The sequence below is a fragment of the Streptomyces sp. NPDC003016 genome, assembly GCF_053591455.1.
In genome coordinates this window covers 74,279-95,167 of record NZ_JBSFTV010000001.1, presented here as the reverse complement: position 1 = coordinate 95,167, position 20,889 = coordinate 74,279, and the positions used below count along the sequence as shown (strand labels likewise).

Genomic DNA, 20,889 nt, shown 5'->3' with positions numbered 1-20,889 from the left:
GCCGGCCCCGGCCCGGACGCTCTTCGCGTCCGGGCCGGGGCCGGCGTGGCAATCAGGCGCGACAGCGTGCACCGGCACGAGCAGGCCACACGGCCCGCCCCCACCAGCAACCACCTCACGCAGCTACCTCACGCGGCGCCCTCACCCAGGTACGCCGCCCGGATCCGCGGGTCCGCCAGCAGATCCTGCGCCGGCCCCGAGACCGCCACCGAACCCGTCTCCAGCACATAACCGCGCTGCGCCAGCCCCAGCGCCTGGGTGGCGTTCTGCTCCACCAGGAGCACCGTCGTGCCCTGCTCGTTGATCTCCCGGATGATCTCGAAGATCTGCTCCACGATCAGCGGCGCCAGACCCATCGACGGCTCGTCGAGCAGCAACAGCTCCGGCCGGCTCATCAGCGCGCGGCCGATCGCCAGCATCTGCTGCTCACCGCCCGACAGCGTGCCCGCGAGCTGGCTCCTGCGCTCCGCGAGCCGCGGGAAGAGCGTGTACACCCGGTCCATGTCGGCCGAGTCCACACCCTTGAAGCGGTACGCGCCCATCTCCAGGTTCTCGCGCACACTCATCCGCGCGAACACCCGGCGCCCCTCGGGCACATGACCGATCCCGAAGTTGACCAGCTCGTGCGACTTGATGCCGTCGATCCGCTCCCCGCGCAGACGCACCTCGCCCTGACGCGGCGTCAGCATCCCCGACACCGTACGCAGCGTCGTCGTCTTGCCCGCGCCGTTGCCACCGAGCAGGGCCACGATCTCGCCCTCACCGACCGTCAGGTCGATCCCCTTCAGGGCCTCGATCGCCCCGTAGGCCACCCGCAGCCCGCTCAGCTCCAGCAGCGGCACCGCGACCGGCCCGCCGGACTCCTTCTGCAGCTCGGTCGTCGTGCTCACTGAGTGCTCTCCTCGTCCGGCGCCGAACGCTGCTCGGCAATGATGTTCCGCACCGCGTCCGCGTCGGCGGCCGACGTACCCAGGTACGCCTCCACCACCGCCGGATGCTGCTGCACCTCACTCGGCGTCCCCTCGGCGATCTTCTTGCCGAAGTTCAGGACCATCACCCGGTCCGCCACCGACATCACCAGCCGCATGTCGTGCTCGATCAGCAGCACACTGACGCCCAGTTCGGTGTTGATGCGCCGGATCAGCCGCTCGAGCTCCAGCTTCTCCGTCGGGTTGGTGCCCGCCGCCGGCTCGTCCAGGAGCAGCACCTGCGGCTCCGTGGCCAACGCCCGCGCGATCTCCAGGCTGCGCTGATCGCCGTAACACAGCGACCCCGCCACCTCGTTGAGCTTGTCATGGAGCCCCACGAACTTCAGCAGCCGGATCGAGCGCTCGTCGCTCTCCCGCTCCGCCTTCCGCGCGCTCGGCAGCCCCAGCATGATCGACACCGGACCGGCCTTCAGCCGCGTCTCCGCCGCGATCTTCACGTTCTCCAGAGCCGTCAGCGCACCGAACAGCCGGATGTTCTGGAACGTACGCGCCAGACCGTACCGGTTGACCAGATGCGGCTTACTGCCCAGCAGGGACTTCTCCCCGCCGCCCATCGGCAGGAAGACGATCCGCCCCTCCTGCGGGGTGTACGCCCCCGTCAGCGAGTTGAAGAACGACGTCTTGCCCGCACCGTTCGGCCCGATCACCGCGAGGATCTCACCCCGCCGCATCTGCATCTCGACCTTGTCGAGCACCGTCAGACCGCCGAACCGCAACGTCACGTCCGACGTCCGGAGGACGAGATCCTCCTCGGCGGCCACAGCCGCCCCGGAACCACCCGCACCATGTGTCACATCGGTGGACATCAGACCTTGCCTCCCACCGGCTCGGACATCGCATCCGCGTCGCCCAAGCCCTCTTCCGCCATCTTCAGCTCCCGCTGACGACGCCTGGACGGCCACACACCCTGCGGCCGGTAGATCATCATGACCACCAGCAGCGCACCCAGGTACATGTACCGGTCCGACGGATCCACGTAGTCACGCAGCACCTCCGGCAGCCACACCAGGATCGCCGCGCCGATCAGCACACCCGGGATCGACCCCATACCACCGAAGATCACGTACGCCAGAACCAGGATCGAGTTCAGGATGACGAAGTTCTCCGGATTGAAGTAACCCACCTTGCTCGCGTACACCACACCCGCGATGCCCGACGTCGACGCACCGATCGCGAACGCCATCAGCTTGAACCGCACCGTGTCCACACCATTGGCGGCGGCCGCCACCTCGTCCTCACGGATCGCCGTCCACGCCCGGCCCACCCGCGAGTGCTCGAGACGCACGAAGACGATGATCAGAACGACGATGACCGTCACCAGCAGATACCAGTACGGCATCCGCTCCAGACTCCACTCGTACCCGAACGCCGAGAACTTCGGAATCTGCCGCGCACCGGCCGAACCACCCGTGAAACCGTCCGCGTTCTTCGCCACGATGTACACGATCTCGTGGAAGCCCAGCGTCACGATCGCCAGATAGTCACCACGCAACCGCAGCGTCGGCGCACCCAGCAGCACACCCGCGATCAGACAGGTGAGCACCGCGACCGGAATCACCAGAAAGTTGTTCAACACCACCGGCGGATCCACCGGCAGCGCACCGGTCCAGAACGCCGCGCTGTACGCACCCACCGCGAAGAACGCCACGAACCCCAGATCCAGCAGACCCGCCCAGCCGATCACCACGTTCAACCCGATGGCCAGCAGCGCGTACGTCGCCACCTGGTCCACCAGCACCGTCTGCCAGTAACCCGTCAGGTTGTACGGGGCGAACAACGCCAGCAGCAGCCCCGCCACCGCCAGCCCCCACTTCAGCTTCGGCTGCGTACGCAACAGCGTCCGCACCCGGTCCACCGGCAGCGCACGGCCAGCCGCCACCGCAGAACCCGCCACCTTCGACACGGACGCGCCCGCGAACTCACGCACCGCCCAGATCACCACCGCCAGACCCACGCACACCCACAGGTTCACACCCGTGAAGCTGGTCCCCAGCGAGTAGAAGATGTCACGCGTGTTGCCCTGCTCGCCCACCATCATCGTGAGCACCACACCCAGCGCCAGCATCGCACCGAGCCGCTTCACCCGAGGCTGCTGGTACCACGCCACACGGCGCAGCCGCGCAGCCCTGGCCGCCGGATCCTTCACCGACACATCAGCGCTCATGCCGTCCTCCCCACTCGCTCACCGAGGATGCCGGTCGGCCGGAACATCAGCACACCGATCAGCACGACGAACGCGCCCACATGCCGCCACTCGCCACCGAACACCGGCACCGTCAGCGTCTCCACGACGCCCAGCATCATCCCGCCGAGCATCGCCCCGCGGATGTTGCCGATACCGCCGACCACCGCCGCCGCGAACGCCGTGATACCCGGAATGAAGCCCATGTCGAACTTGACCTGCGTGAACGTGCCGTACAGATAACCCGCCGCACCACCGAGCACACCACCGATGACGAACGTCCGCGAGATCACCTTGTCGATGTCCACACCCATCAGACCGGCCACCTCCGCATCCTGCGACACCGCGCGGATACCGGAACCGAGCTTGGTGCGGTTCACCATCAGATCGAGACCGATCATCATGACCACAGCCGCCCCGAGCAGCAGCAGCTGCGTGACGTTCAGGTCCGCCCCGAAGAGCGAGAAGACCTTCTTGTTCTCGTACGCGTCGGGCATCGGCAACGGGTCACGGCCGAAGAGCTTGCCCGCCAGGTTGTAGAGGAAGAACGAAGCACCGATCGCGGTGATCAGGAAGATCAGCCGCGGCGCGCCGCGCCGGCGCAGCGGCCGGTACGCCACCTTCTCCAGGCCGTACGCGGTGACCGCTCCGAAGAGCCCGCCCGCCGCGAGACCGAGCGCCACATAACCGACCGAGGCGAGCGCCGAGGGACTGTCACCCGGCGCGATGACCGTGAGGGATATCAGGCCGCCGTACGCACCGAGCATGAAAACCTCGCTGTGCGCGAAGTTGATCAGCTGGAGCACACCGTAGACCAGGGTGTAACCGATGGCGATGACGGCGTAGATCGAGCCGAGCACCACCCCTAGGACCAAATAGTCCCAGAACTCATTGAGGGACATCGAGCTGACTTCCTTGTGGGAGCTGTACCAGACCGGCCGACCGATGCGATCGGCACCGGAACCGGCCGTGCTGAGCAGATAGGTGCGGTGGGTAACAACGGGCCGCGTCCCCCGACAGGAAGGACGCGGCCCCCTGCCGGATCAGCTTCCGGCCAGCTCCTCGACGGCGCCCTGGTACTCGATCTTGCCGTCCTTGACCTGGTACAGGTACACGCTCTGGATCTTCAGTTCACCCTTGTCGTCGAAGGAGAACTCCTTGGTCAGACCCTTGTACGTGGCCTTCTGCAGCGCCTGGTGCAGACCCTCCCGGTCGACCTTGTCACCCAGCTTCTTCATCTCCTGGATGATCATGTTCGCCAGGTCGTACGCCTCGGCCGAGTACGTACCCGGGTTCACCTTGAACTTCTTCTTGTACTCCGTGGCGAATTCCTTGGTCGCCGACTCGACATTGGCGTCGGTGCACGGGCACGTCAGGTACCATCCCTCGGTGGCCTTGCCCGCAAGCTCGATGAACTTCTCGTCCTTCGTGCCGTCACCGGAGATCGCCGCGCCCTTGTAGCCGGCCTCGTCCAGCTTCTTCGCGAACGGCGCGCCGTCCTGGTAGTAACCCGCGTAAATCAGCGCGTCCGCCTTGGAGTTGACAACCTCCTTGGCCGCCGCGCTGTAGTCCGGGGTCTTCGCCGGAACGGACTTCTTGATGACCTTGACGCCCGCGGCCTTCAGTTCCTTCTCGGCGACGGTGGCCAGACCCACGCCGTAGTCCGACTTGTCGTCGAGCAGGTAGACCGACTTCGCCTTCAGCTTCTTGGCGTAGTACGTCGCCATGCCGGCGCCCTGGGCGCTGTCGTTCGGCACACCGCGCAGGAAGGTCTTGAAGCCCTGCTCGGTCAGGGTCGGGTTGGTGGCCGACGCCGACAGCGCGGTCAGCCCGGCGTCACCGAAGAGCGGAGCGGCCGAGTTCGTCGGACCCGAGAACGCCGGACCCACGACCGCCATCACGTCCGGGTCGTCGATGGCCTTCTGAGCGGCGGCGGTCGCCTTCTCCGGCAGCCCCTGGTCGTCGACCGGCAGGTACTCCAGCTTGAACGGCAGATCACCCTTGGCGTTCGCCTGCTCGATGGCCAGCCGGACACCCTTGTCCTCGTTCTCACCCAGCGCGGTGTTGTCACCGGAGAGCGGACCCTGGAAAGCGATCTTGTACGAGCCGCCGTCCCCGGCCTCGGAGTCCCCAGCGCAACCAGTCAGCGCCAACGCGCCGATGACCACCGGAACAGCCACCTTGACGATAGTTTTATTCAGCACTACGAACCCCCTGGGGCAGCCACAGCGATCTTGTAAAACAAGGGGGGTTGACCCCCCATGTGCACGCGTCGGCACAACACCGCGTGATGTGCGGGGAATCTACTCAGCCTCCACGTCACCCGCATAGGTGACGAACGGATGTGTGATCGCCCTGTGACCTCGGTCATGCGCCGGAAAGAGAACACTCCTTACCCGTGAGCGGACATGTCGCTCATGCAGTACAAGATCAGGACGTCTCGGATCCGGATCCCCCCGAGGGCCGGACGCGACGGAAACGGCCTGTTCACCCCCGGTCCGCACCCCACACGAAAAGGGCCCGCACCGCCCACCGGGCGGTACGGGCCCCGACGCACGGGCGCCGCGGAACGCGGAACTACGAGGACTGCTCCTTGGCGGCCTTCTTCTCCTCGGCATCCTGGATGACCGCCTCGGCCACCTGCTGCATGGACAGACGACGATCCATGGACGTCTTCTGAATCCACCGGAACGCGGCCGGCTCCGTCAGCCCGTACTGCGTCTGCAGCACCGACTTCGCCCGGTCCACCAGCTTCCGCGTCTCCAGCCGCTGCGTGAGGTCCGCGACCTCGTTCTCCAGCGCCCTCAGCTCCGTGAACCGCGACACCGCCATCTCGATGGCCGGTACGACGTCACTCTTGCTGAACGGCTTCACCAGGTACGCCATCGCCCCGGCGTCCCGCGCCCGCTCCACCAGATCGCGCTGGGAGAACGCGGTCAGCATGAGGACGGGAGCGATGGACTCCTCGGTGATCTTCTCGGCGGCGGAGATCCCGTCCAGCACGGGCATCTTCACGTCGAGGATCACGAGGTCGGGCCGGTGCTCGCGGGCGAGCTCGATGGCCTGCTGCCCGTCACCGGCCTCGCCCACGACCGCGTAGCCCTCCTCCTCGAGCATCTCTTTGAGATCGAGACGGATGAGGGCTTCGTCCTCGGCGATGACGACGCGGGTCGTCAGCGGCGGGACGTGCGACTTGTCGTCGTCGTCGGCGACGGGCTGGGGCGACTCGGGGGTGGTCACGGGGCTCCTCGTTCCACGGCAGGTACAGCTCCCCAAGAGCCTACCTAGCTCCTGTAAGGTAGGTACGCGCAGGGCGTCACCAACCCTTCCTTTCTAAGGCCCCAGTACTCCAATCGGTCAGAGAGGCCGCTCTCAAACAGCGGACAGTGTGGGTTCGAATCCCACCTGGGGCACTTTTCCTTAGCTTCGAAGGTCACGGGACAATCGGCGAAGTTCACGTGAATGCGTGAACGGATCGCGGTTCCGTCCTCGATTCGTCGAGATCGAGCGAATCTCGACCACATGTACGACATTGGCACCCGCAAGGACGCACTGGCCCTTGTCGCCCAAGGTCTCAGCCTCAACTCCGTGAGCAAGCGGACCGGCATATCCCGGTCCGCCATCCGGGAGTGGCAGACCCGTGCCGAGCCACTGCCGCGCATATCCAGACAAGCCGCACCGTGTCCTCGATGCCTGCCCGTACCAGGAGTTCCGGCCGACACCGCCGCGTACGCATACCTCCTGGGCCTCTACCTCGGCGACGGCTGCATCAGCCCGCACCGTCGCGGCGGCTACTACTTGCGCATCGCGTGCGCCGATGCCTGGCCGGGCCTGATCGGCCTGTGCTGGAACGCCATCACGGCCGTCCGTCCCGAAGATTCCGTATACGTCCTCCAGCTGGAGGGCTGTGTGATGGTCACCAGTTACGGCCGCCATTGGCCGTGCCTCTTCCCTCAGCACGGTCCGGGCAAGAAGCATGAGCGGGCGATCGCGCTCGAAGCATGGCAGCAGGCCATCGTCAACGACTGCCCATGGGAGTTCATCCGTGGGCTCGTCCACTCGGACGGGTGCCGGATCACCAACTGGACCGAAAAGATCATCGGCGGCGAACGGAAGCGCTACCAGTACCCGCGGTATTTCTTCACCAACACATCCGTCGACATCCTGCGCCTCTTCACCGACACCCTCGACGCACTCGGCGTCGAATGGAAGCCGTCGCGCCAGAGCCGTGCAGCCCAAAGCATCTCGGTCGCCAAGCGCGCGTCCGTCGCGCTGATGGACTCGCACATCGGGCCGAAGCACTGACCCCGCGACACCCACGGCACAAGGAAGGGCCCCTCCCCGGAGGGGCCCTTTGCGGTGGTTACGCCGGGGCGGTGTCGTTCTCGCCGATGTGGTGGACGCGGACGAGGTTGGTGGAGCCCGCGACGCCGGGCGGGGAGCCGGCGGTGATGATCACGACGTCGCCCTTCTGGCAGCGGCCGATGCGCAGGAGGTGCTCGTCGACCTGGGCGACCATGGCGTCGGTGGAGTCGACGTGGGGGCCGAGGAAGGTCTCGACGCCCCAGGTGAGGTTGAGCTGGGAGCGGGTCGCCGGGTCGGGTGTGAAGGCGAGCAGCGGAATGGGTGAGCGGTAGCGGGAGAGGCGTTTGACGGTGTCGCCGGACTGGGTGAAGGCGACGAGGAACTTGGCGCCGAGGAAGTCGCCGATGTCGGCGGCGGCGCGGGCGACGGCTCCGCCCTGGGTGCGGGGTTTGTTGCGTTCGGTGAGTGGCGGGAGCCCCTTGGCGAGGAGGTCCTCCTCTGCGGCTTCGACGATGCGGCCCATGGTCCTGACCGTCTCGATGGGGTATTTGCCGACGCTGGTCTCGCCGGAGAGCATGACGGCGTCGGTGCCGTCGATGACGGCGTTGGCGACGTCGGAGGCTTCGGCGCGGGTGGGGCGGGAGTTCTCGATCATCGAGTCGAGCATCTGGGTGGCGACGATGACCGGCTTGGCGTTGCGCTTGGCGAGTTTGATGGCGCGCTTCTGGACGATCGGGACGTGTTCGAGTGGCATTTCGACGCCGAGGTCGCCGCGGGCGACCATGATGCCGTCGAAGGCGGCGACGATGTCGTCGATGTTCTCGACGGCCTGGGGCTTTTCGATTTTGGCGATGACGGGGAGGCGGCGGCCTTCTTCCTTCATGATGCGGTGGACGTCTTCGATGTCGCGTCCGCTGCGTACGAAGGAGAGGGCGACGATGTCGGCTCCGGTGCGCAGGGCCCAGCGGAGGTCTTCGATGTCTTTTTCGGAGAGTGCGGGTACGGAGACGGCGACGCCGGGGAGGTTGAGGCCCTTGTGGTCGGAGACCATGCCTCCTTCGATGACGAGGGTGCGGACGCGGGGTCCGTCGACGCCGGTGACTTCGAGGGTGACTTTTCCGTCGTCGACGAGGATGCGTTCGCCCGTGCTGACGTCGGTGGCGAGGCCCGGGTAGGTGGTGCCGCAGGTGTGGCGGTCGCCTTCCATGGGTTCGACGGTGATGGTGAACTCGTCGCCTCGTTCAAGGAGTACGGGGCCTTCGCGGAAGCGTCCGAGGCGGATCTTCGGGCCTTGAAGGTCGGCGAGTACGCCGACGCTGCGGCCAGTTTCGTCGGAGGCTTTGCGTACGCGCTGGTAGCGCTCTTCGTGTTCGGCGTAGGTGCCGTGGCTGAGGTTGAAGCGGGCTACGTCCATTCCGGCTTCGACCAGTGCCTTGATCTGGTCGTACGTGTCGGTGGCGGGCCCTAGGGTGCAAACGATTTTGGCTCGGCGCATGGTACGAGCCTAGGGCTTACCAGTCAGTAGACAATTAGGCACTCATGACTGCTCAACAACCTTTGCGTGAAAGGTCGTTGACAATTGTTGAATGTGCAGGGGGGTGCTCCGATGAGCATACGGAGAGGGGGTGTTCCGGAGTCTCAGAGCTGGGGCGGGGTCATGATGAAGCGGGCGTGCACGAGGGCGTGGAGGGTCTGGCGCTGGGGTTCGAGGTCGAGGGCGGGGGCAGGGGTGTCTTCCGCCCTTTCGAGTACGGCGGAGCGCATGCGGCCGGCGAAAGCGGGTGGTGCGGGGCGGGGTGCTTCGGTGCCGGGGTCGGCCAGTTCGACGAGGGCGGTGAGGTCTGTGTCGAGGGCCTGGGCGTATTCGCGGGCGCGTTTGACGGCTTCGTGTACGGCGTGGCGGCGTACTTCGGCGTATGCGGGTGAGTCGGGGCGCATGGTCCACCAGGGGCCGTCGACCTGGGTGAGTTCGAGGTCGGCGAGGCGGGTGGTGAGTTCGCCGAGCGCGGTGAAGTCGGTGAGGGCGGCGGTGATGCGGACGCTTCCGTGGTAGGCGCGGACGCGTTCGCCGCGGCCGCGCCGGGTGAGTTCGGGGCTGATGGAGAAGGCGCCGGTTTCGAGTTCTTCGACGGTGTCGCCGTAGGTCTTGAGGAGGTCGAGGGCGAGGTTGTTGCGGCGGGTGAGGTCTTCGAGTGCGGTGCGGCGGTCCGTGCCGCGGGCGTTGACGGTGATGGCGATGCGGGCGATTTCGGGGTCGAATTCGAGGTGGGCTTCGCCCTGGACGGCGAGGCGGGGTGCTTCGGGGGTGCCGTATGGGGGGTGTGGTGCGTGCGGGGTCGGGGGGCTCGGTTCGTCGGTCACGTTTTCCACTGTCGCATCCGGGGGTGACGACGGGTGGTCATCAGATCGAAATGTGAAAGGGGTGTTGCCGGTGTGACGGGCTGGGCCAGAATCTACGCGCGTCACACAGCGCAACGGAACGAGGAGACGACAAGATGCCGCTGAACCGTAGGACGTTCCTGGGCCGGTCGGCCGCCGCAGGAGCCGGTGTTGCCGTGGCCGGCGGGACCGTCGCCGCCCCCGCCACCGCCGCCGAAGCGCGCGGGAAGGGGCGGGGGCCGAAGCGGTACTCCTTCACCGTGATGGGCACGACGGACCTGCACGGCAATGTCTTCAACTGGGACTACTTCACGGACAAGGAGTTCGACGACAAGGCGCACAACGATGTGGGCCTGGCGAAGATCTCCACCCTGGTGAACCGGATCCGTGAGGAGAAGGGCCGCGGCAACACGCTGCTCATCGACGCGGGTGACACCATCCAGGGGACGCAGTTGTCGTACTACTACGCCAAGGTCGACCCGATCACGGCGGCCCACGGCCCCGTGCACCCGATGGCGCAGTCGATGAACGCCATCGGCTACGACGCGGCCGCTCTCGGGAACCACGAGTTCAACTACGGCATACCGGTGCTGCGGAAGTTCGAGGAGCAGTGCGACTTCCCGCTCCTCGGTGCGAACGCCCTGGACGCGAAGACGCTGCGCCCGGCCTTCCCCCCGTACGTCATGAAGAGGTTGCGTACGCCGCACGGCCGTGATGTGCGGGTGGCGGTGCTCGGTCTGACGAACCCGGGCATCGCGATCTGGGACAAGCAGAACGTGCAGGGGAAGATGACGTTCCCGGGTCTGGAGGAGCAGGCGGCGAAGTGGGTGCCGAAGCTGCGTTCCATGGGTGCGGACGTGGTCGTCGTGTCGGCGCACTCGGGTTCCAGCGGCACGTCGTCGTACGGTGACCAGCTTCCGTACGTCGAGAACGCGGCGGCTCTGGTGGCCGAGCAGGTCCCCGGGATCGACGCGATCCTGGTGGGGCACGCGCACACGGAGATTCCCGAGTACTTCGTGGAGAACAAGGAGACGGGGAAGAAGGTCGTCCTGTCGGAGCCGCTCAAGTGGGGGCAGCGGTTGACGCTGTTCGACTTCGATCTGGTGTGGGTGAGGGGCCGCTGGACGGTGGAGCAGGTGGGGGCGAGGGTCCTCAACTCCAATACGGTCGCCGAGGACCCGAAGATCGTGAAGCTGCTCGGTGACGAGCACCGGAAGGTCGTGGGGTACGTGAATCAGGTCATCGGTACGTCGACGGTCGCGATGACGACGGCGCAGGCGGCGTGGAAGGACGAGCCGCTGATCGACCTGATCAACCACGTGCAGGTGGAGACGGTGCGGGCGGCGCTGGCGGGCGGGGCGTACGCGGCGCTGCCGGTGCTGTCGCAGGCGTCGTGTTTCTCGCGGACGGCGGCGGTTCCGGCGGGTGAGGTGACGATCAGGGACGCGGCGGGTCTGTATCCGTTCGAGAACACGCTGGAGGCGCGGGTGCTGACCGGCGCGCAGCTGAAGGAGTACCTGGAGTTCTCGGCGAAGTACTACGTGCAGACGGCGGCGGGGGCCGCGGTGGACACGTCGAAGCTGACGAACGCGGGGAACACGCCGGACTACAACTACGACGTGGTGTCGGGTGTGACGTACGAGGTCGACATCGCGAAGCCGGTCGGTTCGCGGATCGTGAATCTCGCGTTCGGGGGCGGGCCGGTGGACGCGGCGGCGGAGTTCGTGCTGGCGGTCAACAACTACCGGGCGAGTGGTGGCGGGGCGTTTCCGCACATCGCGGGTGCGAAGCAGGTGTGGGTGAATTCGGAGGAGATCCGGAACACGATCATCACGTGGGTGCAGGCGAAGGGTGTGCTGGATCCGGCGGAGTTCGCTTCGGTGGGCTGGAGGCTGACGCGGGACGGTGTGCCGGTGTTCTAGGGGCGGTGGGCGCGGTCTGCCCTGCGGGGCTCCGCTCCGTACCCCGGTCCCTGAACGGCGGACGGCGGACGGCGGATGACGGACGGGCCGGGCGTTCTCGCTCAGCGGGAGGGGCCAGCCCGTCCGGCGTCTCTAGCGGCCCTGGGTCAGCGGGGTGAGGGCCGGTTGCTGTGCGGGGATCCTGGGTGCCTCGCGGCGTTCGAGGCCGAAGCTGGTGAACGCGGTGCGCCTCGGCAGCGGGTAGGGGTCGGTGCCGGTGAGGGAGTTGAGGATCGTCGCGCTGCGCCATGCGGCGAGGCCGAGGTCGGGTGCGCCGACGCCGTGGCTGTGCCGTTCGGCGTTCTGTACGTAGACGGATCCGGTGACGGCGGGGTCGAGGACGATGCGGAACTGGTCGTCGATGCGGGGGCGTTCGGAGGCGTCGCGGCGGATGTAGGGGTCGAGTCCGGTGAGGAGCCGTCCGAGGGGGCGTTCGCGGTAGCCGGTGGCGAGGACGACGGCGTCGGTGGTGAGGCGGGAGCGGGTGCCCTGCTGGAGGTGTTCGAGGTGGAGTTCGACCTTGGTGGTGCCGACGCGGCCGGCGGTGCGTACGGAGACTCCGGGGGTGAGGACCGCGTCGGGCCAGCCGCCGTGGAGGCTGCGCCGGTAGAGCTCTTCGTGGATGGCGGCGATGGTGTCGGCGTCGATGCCTTTGTGGAGTTGCCACTGGCGGGGGCCGAGGTCGTCGCGTACGGACTCGGGGAGGGCGTGGAAGTAGCGGCTGTAGTCGGGGGTGAAGTGCTCCAGACCGAGCTTGGAGTACTCCATGGGGGCGAAGGCTTCGGTTCTGGCCAGCCAGGTGATCTTCTCGCGGCCCGCGGGGCGGGCGCGGAGCAGGTCGAGGAAGATCTCGGCGCCGGACTGTCCTGATCCGATGACGGTGATGTGTTCGGCGGCCAGGAGCCGTTCGCGGTGGTCGAGGTAGTCGGCGGAGTGGATGACGGGGACGGTGGGGGCTTCGGCGAGTGGTCTGAGGGGTTCGGGGATGTGGGGCTGGGTGCCGACGCCGAGGGCGACGTTGCGGGTGTAGGCGCGGCCGAGGGCTTCGGCTTCGCCGTCGGTGTCGAGTTGGGTGAAGTCGATTTCGAAGGCGTCGCGCTCGGCGTTCCAGCGGACGGCGTCGACCTGGTGGCTGAAGTGGAGTCCGGGGAGGTGGGTGCTGACCCAGCGGCAGTAGGCGTCGTATTCGGCGCGTTGGATGTGGAAGCGCTCGGCGAAGTAGAAGGGGAAGAGCCGGTCGCGGGTGCGCAGGTAGTTGAGGAAGGACCAGGGGCTGGCGGGGTCGGCGAGGGTGACGAGGTCGGCCAGGAAGGGGACTTGGAGGGTGGCGCCTTCGATGAGGAGGCCGGGGTGCCAGTGGAAGGCGGGGCGCTGTTCGTAGAAGGCGGTGGTGAGGCCGCCGTGTACGCCGTCGGCGAGGGCGGCGAGGGAGAGGTTGAACGGGCCGATGCCGATGCCGACCAGGTCGTGGGGCTGGTCGGGTGCTTGGGGCTGGGGGGCGGCGGTCATCGGTGGGTACTGCCTTCCGGGAGTGACAGGGGTGAGAGGAGCGAGAGGAGTGCTTCGAGGTCGCTGGGGGTGGTGTGGGGGTTGAGGAGGGTGGCTTTGAGCCAGAGGCGGTCGTCGGCGCGGGCGCGGCCGAGGGCGGCGCGTCCTTCGGTGAGGAGGGTGCGGCGGATGGTGGCGATGTCGTCGTCGGTGGCGCGGGTGGGGCGGAAGAGGACGGTGCTGATGGTGGGGCGGTCGTGGAGTTCGAGGCCGGGGGTGTTCTCGATGAGGTCGGCGAGGTGCTGGGCGGCGGCGCAGGTGCGGTCGACGAGGTCGGCGAGTCCTCGGCGGCCGAGGGCGCGGAGGGTGACGGCGATTTTGAGGACGTCGGGGCGCCGGGACGTACGCAGGGAGCGGCCGAGGAGGTCGGGGAGGCCGGCTTCGGTGTCGTCGTCGGCGTTGAGGTAGTCGGCCTGGTGGCCGAGGGGGGCCAGGGTGGTGGCGTCGGGGACGGCGAGGAGTCCCGCGGCAACGGGCTGCCAGCCGAGTTTGTGCAGGTCGAGGGTGACGGTGTGGGCGCGGGAGAGACCGTGGAGGCGGGTTCTGTGTACGTCGCTGAAGAGCAGGGGGCCGCCGTACGCGGCGTCGATGTGGAGTTCCGCGTGGTGGCGTGCGCAGAGGTCGGCGATGTCGGGGAGGGGGTCGATGCTGCCGGTGTCGGTGGTGCCCGCGGTGGCGGTGACGAGGAGGGGGTGGTGGAGGTCGGTGAGGGCTTCGTCGAGTGCGGCGGGGTCGATGACGCCGGTGGGGGCGGGGACGGCCACCGGCTCGGGGAGGCCGAGGAGCCAGGCGGCGCGGTGCAGTGAGTGGTGGGCGTTGGCGCCGCAGACGAGTTGTACGGGGCCGTGGCGTTCGCGGGCGAGGAGGAGGGCGAGCTGGTTGGCTTCGGTGCCGCCGGTGGTGAGGAGGGCGTCGGGTGCGGGTTCCTGGGGGTAGACCTCGGCGGCGAGCGCACGGGCGACGTGGGTTTCCAGGGCGGAGGCCGCGGGTGCCTGGTCCCAGGAGTCCATGGACGGGTTGAGTGCGGACGCGGCGAGGTCGGCGGCGGTGGCGACGGCGAGCGGCGGGCAGTGCAGGTGGGCGGTGCACCGGGGGTCCGCGGGGTCGGCGGCGCCTTCGGCCAGGGCGCGGACGAGGGTGTGGAGGGCTTCCTCGGCTCCGGTGCCGGTGGCGGGCAGCGCGGGTCCGACGGCGTCGAGGAGCCGCTCGGTGACGGGGCCGGGGCCGCCGGCGGGAAACGGTCCGCCGCGGGCGAGGGCGCCCTGGTGGAGGGCGTCGAGGACGGTGTCGAGCAGGGGCCGCAGGGCGGCGGGTCCTCCTGTGCCGCCGGCGAGGGGCGGGAGGGGGGTGCCGGGGGGCGGCGTACTCATGCGTGGTCCTTCGGGTGCGCTGGGCTGACACACCAGCGTGTACAGGCATGAGCCGGTGCGTCCGGAGTGCTCAACGATTTCAACCCGAAAGTGGTACTGCCGCGTGGGAGAGGAGAGGCGGCCGCGTGCAGCTGGTATGGGGCCCGGTCCGGTGGTGCTGGGAGGCGGTGGCGGTGGGTGGGCGGTGGCGTGGTGCCGGACCGGGCCCCGGTGGGTCAGCTTTCCCGTACGGCGATGGCGCGGCGAAGGTCGTCGAGCTGGTCGACGAGTTTGCGGCGCAGGGCCGGGATCATCTCGGTGTCGCGCAGGAAGTCCTCGCCGAGGCGCAGGGACTCCGTGTCGACGGCGAAGTGGGGGAAGGCGTGGCGCCCCGCGGCTTCGGCGATGGCGGGTCCGCGGCGGTCGGCGACGGCTTTGGCGTCGCGGTAGTAGCGGGGGATGTAGTCGCTTACGAGGGTGGCCTGTTCGGGTTGCCAGAAGCCTTGGGCGGTGGCGGTGAAGAGGTAGTTGGAGAGGGTGTCGTCCTCGAACATGCGGGACCAGGCGGCGGCTTTGGCCTCGGGGGCGGGGAGGGCGGCGCGGCAGCGGGCGGCGCCTTCCTGGCCGGTGGCGCTGGGGTCGCGGTCGAGTTCGGCGACGATGGCGGTTTCGTCGGTGGCGCCGAGTACGGCGAGGCGGCGCAGGATGCGCCAGCGCAGGGCGGGGTCGAGTTCGGGGCCGCCGGGGACGCCGCCGCTGTGGAGCCAGTCCTGGATGCCGTCGGGCTGGGTAGCGGCGTCGATGAGGTGGCGTACGGCGGTGAGGCGCAGGCCGGGGCTGCTGCCGTCCTCGGTGCGGCGGATGAGGTCGCGGCACAGGGAGGTGAGGGTGGCGAGGCCGGTGGGGCGTTCGGCCGGGGAGAGGTAGCGGTCGGTGATGTGGGTGGCGGCGAAGGCGAGTACGCCCTGGACGATGGCGAGGTCGGTTTCGTCCGGGAGGTGGGCGCGGGCCGTCTCCAGGTAGGCGACGGATTCGAGCTCGCCGTCGCGGACCATGTCGCGCAGGCAGTTCCACACGACGGCGCGGGTGAGGGGGTCCGGGATGCCGGAGAGGGTGCGCAGTGCGCGTTCCTCGGACTCCTTGTCGAGGCGGATCTTGGCGTAGGTGAGGTCGCTGTCGTTGAGGACGACGAGGGCGGGGCGGCGGCCGGCTCGTACGGTCACGGACTCGGACCCCGGCCCCGACTCGAACTGGGAGCCGGAGCCGGAGTCGCCGGACTGGGTCGGGGCCTGGGGCAGGTCGATTTCGAACCGCTCGCGCAGGACGAGGCTCCGGCTGTCGACCAGGTCGTGGTCGTAGGCGCCGACGGCGATGCGGTGGGGGCGGCTGCCGTTCTGGCCGACGGTCAGGTGCCACTGGCCCTCGGCCTCGGCGGGCTGGGGGGTGAGCGTGTCGACGCCGGTGGTGCGCAGCCACGCCTCGGCCCAGGCGTGGACGTCGCGGTCGGTGGCGGAGGCGAGGTTGTCGATGAAGTCGGCGAGGGTGGCGTTGGCGAATTTGTGGCGGGCGAAGTGGGTGTTGATGCCGGTCAGGAAGTCCTTCTCGCCGAGCCAGGCGACGAGCTGGCGCAGGGCGGAGGCGCCCTTGGCGTAGGAGATGCCGTCGAAGTTGAGCATGGCGGACGCGGTGTCGGGGACGGCGTCCGGGTCGGGGGCGACGGGGTGGGTGGAGGGGCGTTGGTCGGCGTCGTATCCCCAGCCCTTGCGGGCGACGGCGAAGTCGGTCCAGGTGTCGGTGAAGCGGGTGGCTTCGGTGAGGGTCTGGTAGCCCATGTACTCGGCGAAGGACTCGTTGAGCCAGATGTCGTCCCACCACTGGAGGGTGACGAGGTCACCGAACCACATGTGGGCCATTTCGTGGGCGATGACCATGGCGCGGGTCTGTCGTTCGGTGTCGGTGACGGCGGAGCGGTAGACGAACTCGTCGCGGAAGGTGACGAGACCGGGGTTCTCCATGGCTCCGGCGTTGAATTCGGGGACGAACGCCTGGTCGTAGGAGTCGAAGGGGTAGGGCTCTTCGAACTTCTCGTGGTAGCGGTCGTAGCAGGCGCGGGTGATGCCGAGGATTTCCTCGGCGTCGGCGCTCAGGTACGGCGCGAGGGAGCGGCGGCAGTGGATGCCGAAGGGCAGGCCGGCGTGGTGGGTGCGTACGGAGTGCCAGGGGCCCGCGGCGACGGCGACGAGGTAGGTGGAGATGCGCGGGGTGGGGGCGATGGTCCAGCGGCCCGCGCCCTGGTGTTCGGCGATGCCGTTGCCGAGGACGGTCCAGTGGTCGGGGGCGGTGACGGTGAGGGCGAAGACGGCTTTGAGGTCGGGCTGGTCGAAGGCGGCGAAGACGCGCTGGACGTCGTCCATGAAGAGCTGGGTGTAGACGTACGTTTCGCCGTCGGTGGGGTCGGTGAAGCGGTGCATGCCTTCGCCGGTGCGGGAGTAGCGCATGGCGGCGTCGACGCGCAGTTCATGGTCTCCGGGGGTGAGGCCGGTGAGGGGGATGCGGTTTCCGTCGAGCGTTTCGGGGGCGAGGGGCTGTCCGTCGAGGGTGACGGTGCGCAGGGTGGCGGGCTTGATCTCGACGAAGGTGTTCCCGGCGGTGTGCGCGGTGAAGTGGATGACGGTGCGGGAGTCGAAGGTGTCTTCGCCGCGGGTCAGATCGAGGTCGATCGTGTACCGGTGGACGTCGAGGAGCTGGGCTCGGGTCTGCGCTTCGTCGCGCGTCAGTACGGACATGGGGACATGCTGCCCGATGGCGCGGGGGCGGCACAGCGGGCAGTGGTGCGCCGGACCCTGCTCCGGTCCTGCTCCGGTCCCGTTCTGGTCCTGCTCCGGCGGTGCGGTGCCGGACGCGGAACACGTGGTGTGTCCGTACCGCGTGCTCGTGTCTGACGCCTTGCCCTTGTGCTTGTGCTTTGTGTCTTGTGCTCGTGCCTTGTCCTTGTGCCTTGTGTCTTGTGCCCGCGGTCAGGACTTCGCGATTGTTTCGTGGTGGCGGATGACCTCCGCGATGATGAAGTTCAGCAGCTTCTCGGCGAAGGCCGGATCCAGCTTGGCTTTCTCCGCGAGTTCGCGCAGGCGGGCGATCTGGCGGGCCTCGCGGGCCGGGTCGGCGGGCGGGAGCTGGTGCTGTGCCTTGAGGTGGCCGACCTGCTGGGTGCACTTGAAGCGCTCGGCGAGCATGTGGACGACGGCGGCGTCGATGTTGTCGATGCTGTCGCGCAGCCGGCTCAGTTCGGCGACGACGGACTCGTCGATTTCGCTGGAGGTCATGGTCAGGGAGCTTACGTCGGCCGGGTCGCGATGGTCGGCGGGTGTTCGGGATCTGGGATCTGGTGGCTCCAGCCGCCGTGGACGGTGCGTCCCTGCTGTGCGCGGAAGCGCACGGGGGCCATGCCGACGCGGCGGGTGAAGAGGCGGGAGAAGTAGGCGGGGTCGTCGTAGCCGACGCGGCGGGCGACGGCGGCCACGGGGAGTTCGGTGGCGGCGAGGAGTTCCTTGGCGCGGCCGAGGCGGATGCCGAGGAGGTAGTCCTTGGGACTGCATCCGGCGCCGCGGCGTACGGCGGTGCGCAGTTCGGCGGGGGTCATGCCGTGGCGGGAGGCGTGTTCGGCGACGGTCAGGGGCTGGAAGGCGTCGCGGGCGAGGGACTGGAGCACGGGGTCTCCGTCGGTTCCGACGTCGGCGCGGGCGCGGCGCAGGGCGACGAGGAGTTCGTGGACGGCGGCGCCGGTCTCGACTTCCAGGAGGGGGTTCTCGCGGCGTGCGGCGCGCGTGATGCGGCCGACGGCGGCGCGGGCGGCCGCGGTGTCGGCGAGGGGGACGACGGGGCGGTCGGGCTCGATGTAACCGAGTTCGGTGTACGTCGTGGTGGCGGGTCCGGTGAAGTCGACGAAGCTTTCGTCCCAGCCGGTGGCCGGGTCGGGCCCGTAGTGGTGCGAAATGCCGGGTATGAGCCAGATCAGGGCGGGGGCGGTGACGGTGACGCGCCGCCCGTCGGGGCCGCGGTACCAGCCACTGCCCGCGTTGACGACGACGGCGACGTGGTGGTCGAGGGTGCGGGGGCCGACGGTGGGCAGTGTGCCGTGTTGCAGGCCGACTCCGAGGCAGACCAGTCCGAGCTTGTGGTGGGTGGGGCTGGGGGTGAAGTAGCGCATCCAGGTGTGGTACATCCGCTCCGCTTCCTCCCCGCCTGCTCAGGTGGCGTTCCGTTGTGTCCAATCAGCGCTGATCTTTGTCCATGGACCGTTCCGCCGCCAGAGGGTGAGGCTGGGGCGCGAACAGTGGAGCGAGAGGCGGGGACCGTGGCTGACTTCACGGTGGGTGAGACGGATTTCGAGCTGGACGGGCGGCCGGTGCGGCTGCTGTCGGGGGCTCTGCACTACTTCCGGGTGCATGAGGGACAGTGGGGGCACCGGCTGGCGATGCTGCGTGCCATGGGGCTCAACTGTGTCGAGACGTACGTTCCGTGGAACCTGCACGAGCCGGAGCCCGGGCGGCTGCGGGACGCGGGGGCGCTGGGCCGGTTCCTGGACGCGGCGCGGGAGGCGGGGCTGTGGGCGGTCGTGCGTCCGGGGCCGTACATCTGCGCCGAGTGGGAGAACGGCGGGCTGCCGCACTGGCTGACGGGTGCGCTGGGGGCGCGGGTGCGTACGCGCGACACGGAGTACCTGGGGCACGTGGAGCGGTGGTTCGGGCAGCTGCTGCCGCAGGTGGTGGAGCGGCAGGCCGACCGGGGCGGCCCGGTGATCATGGTGCAGGTCGAGAACGAGTACGGCAGTTACGGCTCGGACCAGGTGTACCTGCGGCATCTGACGGAGTTCCTGCGGGGATGCGGTGTGACGGTGCCGCTGTTCACTTCGGACGGGCCCGAGGACCACATGCTGACGGGCGGCTCCGTGCCCGGGGTGCTGGCGACGGTGAACTTCGGGTCGGGGGCGCGTGCGGGTTTCGAAGTCCTGCGGCGGTATCAGCCCTCGGGTCCTTTGATGTGCATGGAGTTCTGGTGCGGCTGGTTCGACCACTGGGGTGCGGAGCATGTCGTACGGGATCCCGCCGACGCGGCGGCGGCGCTGAAGGAGATTCTGGAGTGCGGTGCCTCGGTCAATGTCTACATGGCGCACGGGGGCACGAACTTCGCGGGCTGGTCGGGGGCGAACCGTTCCGGGCGGCGCCACGACGGGGAGCTCCAGCCGACGGTGACGTCGTACGACTACGACGCCCCCATTGACGAGTACGGCCGCCCGACGGAGAAGTTCTGGCTGTTCCGGGACGTCCTGGCGCCGTACCGGGGCGGCGGGACGCCCGTGCCGGACGTGCCGGACGCGCCTGCCGCGCTGGGTGCGCCGGTCCGGGCGGAGCTCACGGGGTGGGCGCCGCTCGGCGACGTACTGGAGGTGCTCGGGGGCGCGGAGACGGAGCGCGCGATGCCGCCGACGTTCGAGGAGCTGGGGATGGACCGGGGGCTGGTCCGCTACCGGGTGGACGTGCCGGGGCCCCGGCGGGCGTATCCGCTGGGCGTGACGGGGCTGCGGGACCGGGCCGTGGTGTACGTCGACGGGGTACGGGCCGGTGTGCTGAGCGGCGGGGCGGGTGATTACGCGGCGCTGGACGGGCCCGTGGCCGGGCCGGCCACCGTGGAGCTGTGGGTGGAGTCGCTGGGGCGGATCAACTACGGGCCGCGTGTCGCCGAACCGAAGGGCATCACGGGCGGTGTGCTGCACGAACGGCAGTATCTGCACGGTGTACGGGCGCGGGGGCTCTCCCTGGACGCGTTCGAGGACGCGGACGCGCTCGGGAAGGTTCCGTACCGTTCCCCGGAAGCGGGGGCGGGCACTTCGGGGCTGTTCCGGGGAACGTTCGAAGTCCGGGGTGCGGGTGACGCGTCGCTGCGGCTGCCGGGCTGGGAGCGGGGCTTCGTGTGGGTGAACGGCTTCTGTCTGGGCCGGTACTGGGCGGTGGGGCCCCAGGACGCGCTGTACGTTCCCGGGCCCGTGCTGCGGGAGGGCGCGAACGAGGTGTGGGTGCTGGAGCTGGAGAGCGCCGGCGAGCACGCTCCGGAGTTCGCCTGATCCGGGCGGAACGCCCTGGAGGGCCGGTCTCCTGGTAAGGACCGGCCCTCCAGGG

The 20,889-nt window shown here is 68.8% G+C and carries 16 protein-coding genes and 1 tRNA gene; 4 read left to right on the top strand and 13 right to left on the bottom strand.

Going from position 1 to position 20,889, the window contains the following annotated elements:
* Positions 1-128 precede the first annotated feature (128 nt).
* From ACWDZ4_RS00410 to ACWDZ4_RS00385, 6 genes are all read right to left on the bottom strand, one after another.
* Positions 129-890, bottom strand: coding sequence for an ABC transporter ATP-binding protein (locus ACWDZ4_RS00410; RefSeq protein ID WP_451506234.1), 762 nt, complete (start codon positions 888-890; stop codon positions 129-131).
* On the bottom strand, positions 887-1,795 hold the full coding sequence (locus tag ACWDZ4_RS00405) for an ABC transporter ATP-binding protein (RefSeq protein ID WP_451506233.1): 909 nt from the start codon (positions 1,793-1,795) through the stop codon (positions 887-889). The genes ACWDZ4_RS00410 and ACWDZ4_RS00405 overlap by 4 nt, the downstream gene beginning before the upstream one ends.
* A complete protein-coding gene (locus ACWDZ4_RS00400; protein WP_451506232.1) occupies positions 1,795-3,153 on the bottom strand; it encodes a branched-chain amino acid ABC transporter permease in 1,359 nt (452 codons plus the stop codon). Before ACWDZ4_RS00400 ends, ACWDZ4_RS00405 begins: the two co-directional genes overlap by 1 nt.
* A complete protein-coding gene (locus tag ACWDZ4_RS00395) occupies positions 3,150-4,073 on the bottom strand; it encodes a branched-chain amino acid ABC transporter permease (RefSeq protein ID WP_451506231.1) in 924 nt (307 codons plus the stop codon). Before ACWDZ4_RS00395 ends, ACWDZ4_RS00400 begins: the two co-directional genes overlap by 4 nt.
* A gap of 141 nt (positions 4,074-4,214) precedes the next feature.
* Entirely contained in the window at positions 4,215-5,351 is a 1,137-nt protein-coding gene (locus ACWDZ4_RS00390) for a branched-chain amino acid ABC transporter substrate-binding protein (protein WP_451506230.1), read from the bottom strand.
* Between the two features lie 397 nt (positions 5,352-5,748).
* On the bottom strand, positions 5,749-6,411 hold the full coding sequence (locus ACWDZ4_RS00385; protein WP_451506229.1) for an ANTAR domain-containing response regulator: 663 nt from the start codon (positions 6,409-6,411) through the stop codon (positions 5,749-5,751).
* 98 nt (positions 6,412-6,509) lie between these two features.
* Between ACWDZ4_RS00385 and ACWDZ4_RS00380 the strand changes: the two genes are divergently transcribed.
* Both ACWDZ4_RS00380 and ACWDZ4_RS00375 read left to right on the top strand, forming a co-directional pair.
* Positions 6,510-6,584 (top strand) — tRNA-Leu (locus ACWDZ4_RS00380).
* Positions 6,585-6,693: 109 nt separating this feature from the next.
* On the top strand, positions 6,694-7,476 hold the full coding sequence (locus ACWDZ4_RS00375) for a transcriptional regulator (RefSeq protein WP_451506228.1): 783 nt from the start codon (positions 6,694-6,696) through the stop codon (positions 7,474-7,476).
* A 58-nt stretch (positions 7,477-7,534) separates the two neighbouring features.
* On the opposite strand, the gene pyk is transcribed toward ACWDZ4_RS00375, so the two are convergent.
* Entirely contained in the window at positions 7,535-8,971 is a 1,437-nt protein-coding gene (gene pyk, locus ACWDZ4_RS00370) for a pyruvate kinase (protein ID WP_451506227.1), read from the bottom strand.
* A gap of 143 nt (positions 8,972-9,114) precedes the next feature.
* Positions 9,115-9,837: an SIMPL domain-containing protein gene (locus ACWDZ4_RS00365; protein ID WP_451506226.1), complete on the bottom strand. Its 723-nt coding sequence runs from the start codon at positions 9,835-9,837 to the stop codon at positions 9,115-9,117.
* 134 nt (positions 9,838-9,971) lie between these two features.
* Between ACWDZ4_RS00365 and ACWDZ4_RS00360 the strand changes: the two genes are divergently transcribed.
* Positions 9,972-11,777 (top strand): bifunctional metallophosphatase/5'-nucleotidase, encoded by a 1,806-nt coding sequence (locus ACWDZ4_RS00360; protein ID WP_451506225.1) that lies wholly within the window; start codon positions 9,972-9,974, stop codon positions 11,775-11,777.
* Positions 11,778-11,909: 132 nt separating this feature from the next.
* On the opposite strand, the gene ACWDZ4_RS00355 is transcribed toward ACWDZ4_RS00360, so the two are convergent.
* The 5 genes from ACWDZ4_RS00355 to ACWDZ4_RS00335 all read right to left on the bottom strand — a co-directional run bounded on the left by ACWDZ4_RS00355 (position 11,910) and on the right by ACWDZ4_RS00335 (position 18,935).
* Positions 11,910-13,325, bottom strand: coding sequence for a lysine N(6)-hydroxylase/L-ornithine N(5)-oxygenase family protein (locus tag ACWDZ4_RS00355; RefSeq protein WP_451506224.1), 1,416 nt, complete (start codon positions 13,323-13,325; stop codon positions 11,910-11,912).
* Positions 13,322-14,734 (bottom strand): pyridoxal phosphate-dependent decarboxylase family protein, encoded by a 1,413-nt coding sequence (locus tag ACWDZ4_RS00350; RefSeq protein ID WP_451506223.1) that lies wholly within the window; start codon positions 14,732-14,734, stop codon positions 13,322-13,324. The genes ACWDZ4_RS00355 and ACWDZ4_RS00350 overlap by 4 nt, the downstream gene beginning before the upstream one ends.
* 215 nt (positions 14,735-14,949) lie before the next feature.
* The gene (pepN, locus tag ACWDZ4_RS00345; protein ID WP_451506222.1) at positions 14,950-17,499 is read right to left on the bottom strand and encodes an aminopeptidase N; all 2,550 of its coding nucleotides are present in this window, start codon (positions 17,497-17,499) and stop codon (positions 14,950-14,952) included.
* A 231-nt stretch (positions 17,500-17,730) separates the two neighbouring features.
* A complete protein-coding gene (locus tag ACWDZ4_RS00340; protein WP_344498124.1) occupies positions 17,731-18,036 on the bottom strand; it encodes a chorismate mutase in 306 nt (101 codons plus the stop codon).
* A gap of 11 nt (positions 18,037-18,047) precedes the next feature.
* A complete protein-coding gene (locus tag ACWDZ4_RS00335; protein WP_451506221.1) occupies positions 18,048-18,935 on the bottom strand; it encodes a helix-turn-helix domain-containing protein in 888 nt (295 codons plus the stop codon).
* 132 nt (positions 18,936-19,067) lie between these two features.
* On the opposite strand from ACWDZ4_RS00335, the gene ACWDZ4_RS00330 reads away from it, so the two are divergent.
* Complete coding sequence (locus tag ACWDZ4_RS00330) at positions 19,068-20,834, top strand: glycoside hydrolase family 35 protein (protein WP_451506220.1); 1,767 nt, start codon at positions 19,068-19,070, stop codon at positions 20,832-20,834.
* Positions 20,835-20,889: the final 55 nt, after the last annotated feature.

Coding starts and splice junctions, on each gene's coding strand:
- ACWDZ4_RS00405 (WP_451506233.1), bottom strand. CDS start 1,795: ATGTCCACCGATGTGACACATGGTGCGGGTGGTTCCGGGGCGGCTGTG.
- ACWDZ4_RS00400 (WP_451506232.1), bottom strand. CDS start 3,153: ATGAGCGCTGATGTGTCGGTGAAGGATCCGGCGGCCAGGGCTGCGCGG.
- ACWDZ4_RS00395 (WP_451506231.1), bottom strand. CDS start 4,073: ATGTCCCTCAATGAGTTCTGGGACTATTTGGTCCTAGGGGTGGTGCTC.
- ACWDZ4_RS00375 (WP_451506228.1), top strand. CDS start 6,694: ATGTACGACATTGGCACCCGCAAGGACGCACTGGCCCTTGTCGCCCAA.
- pyk (WP_451506227.1), bottom strand. CDS start 8,971: ATGCGCCGAGCCAAAATCGTTTGCACCCTAGGGCCCGCCACCGACACG.
- ACWDZ4_RS00360 (WP_451506225.1), top strand. CDS start 9,972: ATGCCGCTGAACCGTAGGACGTTCCTGGGCCGGTCGGCCGCCGCAGGA.
- ACWDZ4_RS00355 (WP_451506224.1), bottom strand. CDS start 13,325: ATGACCGCCGCCCCCCAGCCCCAAGCACCCGACCAGCCCCACGACCTG.
- ACWDZ4_RS00350 (WP_451506223.1), bottom strand. CDS start 14,734: ATGAGTACGCCGCCCCCCGGCACCCCCCTCCCGCCCCTCGCCGGCGGC.
- pepN (WP_451506222.1), bottom strand. CDS start 17,499: ATGTCCGTACTGACGCGCGACGAAGCGCAGACCCGAGCCCAGCTCCTC.
- ACWDZ4_RS00340 (WP_344498124.1), bottom strand. CDS start 18,036: ATGACCTCCAGCGAAATCGACGAGTCCGTCGTCGCCGAACTGAGCCGG.
- ACWDZ4_RS00335 (WP_451506221.1), bottom strand. CDS start 18,935: ATGTACCACACCTGGATGCGCTACTTCACCCCCAGCCCCACCCACCAC.